The 1,036-nt window shown below is 55.8% G+C and carries 2 protein-coding genes; both read right to left on the bottom strand.

Going from position 1 to position 1,036, the window contains the following annotated elements; all coding sequences use genetic code 11:
- Positions 1-431: hypothetical protein (locus tag ACYVG7_RS10230; protein WP_460883017.1), on the bottom strand; the 431-nt coding region annotated here is incomplete at its 3' end.
- A 29-nt stretch (positions 432-460) separates the two neighbouring features.
- On the bottom strand, positions 461-1,036 hold a 576-nt coding region (locus tag ACYVG7_RS10225; RefSeq protein ID WP_460883016.1), incomplete at its 5' end, for a hypothetical protein.

The following is a 1,036-nucleotide window of genomic DNA, read 5'->3' as shown; positions in this document are numbered from 1 at the left end:
GCGGTCACGCCCTCACCTGCCCACCATACCGGCTCGTCCGTTGGGCCGGTGCCACCGGAGACGCACTCATACTGCCAGCCGTTCCAGGCTCGGGGGTAAATCACAGTTCCCTGCTGATAGAGGGTGTCAGGCGTCCACTCGGTCCCGAGATCATCAAGCAGCATGGCCAGCACAGGGCCGGTGTAGGTGTTCCAACTGATATCGTATGTGCCGGTACTTGCTGACGATGCTGCAGAGGCTAGAACGGCAGCGCCCTCGGTTTGGGCCGATACCACAACAATTTCCCGCTGGGTCGGGCTGCCATCGATGCGAACTGTGCCGAGAATGCGCCCCACATAGACTTTCTCGATCCAGTCCGGCACATCGCTATTGGCTGTGTTCCAGGGTATGGCTACATACGGAATATCACTGACATCGCTATTGCAATTCATCGCTAATTCTGGCGTTAAATATGGGGAACTCATACCGGCAGACCCGTAATTAAATTAATTAGCACTGGCACAGCAATAAATGTTTCAGGCTGATAAACGGGTAGCGCGGTAAAAATTGCCGAACCGCTGATTAGTGTTCCCGTCGTTGGCCAACTCGTTGGCTCAGTAGCTGAACTTGTTCCAGCTTTGGTGCATTCGTAGGCGTAGCCGTTCGGCGTTGCTGGGTGGATGCGCTCCCCCAGCGCATAGACCTTGCTAGCCACAAACAGCTTGCCGTAGTCGTCCCGATGCACCACCGCCACATGGTCGGTATACCAACCACAGTTAAGCAGGTAGCTGCCATTATCGGCAGCGCTGGTGGTTTTGCCGAACTGGTGCATATCGATCGGGCTATGCCCGCTGACCAAGCGGGCCTTGACTACCCCGCCCACCTTGGTGGTGCCTTTTACCGCATAGGCCTGGGTCGCATCGGTGGTGTCTTGGATTGCAAGCCGAGGGTAACTGCCGCCATCTACTATCCATCTGGTGTGTGGCAAGGCAGTGTAAAGACTCGTATTGTATGGATCACTGAGGCCATAGACACTGGTGGCACCATTGAAAGTCGT

Source organism: Pseudaeromonas pectinilytica, from assembly GCF_054780855.1.
This window is presented reverse-complemented; position numbering and strand designations above follow the sequence as displayed.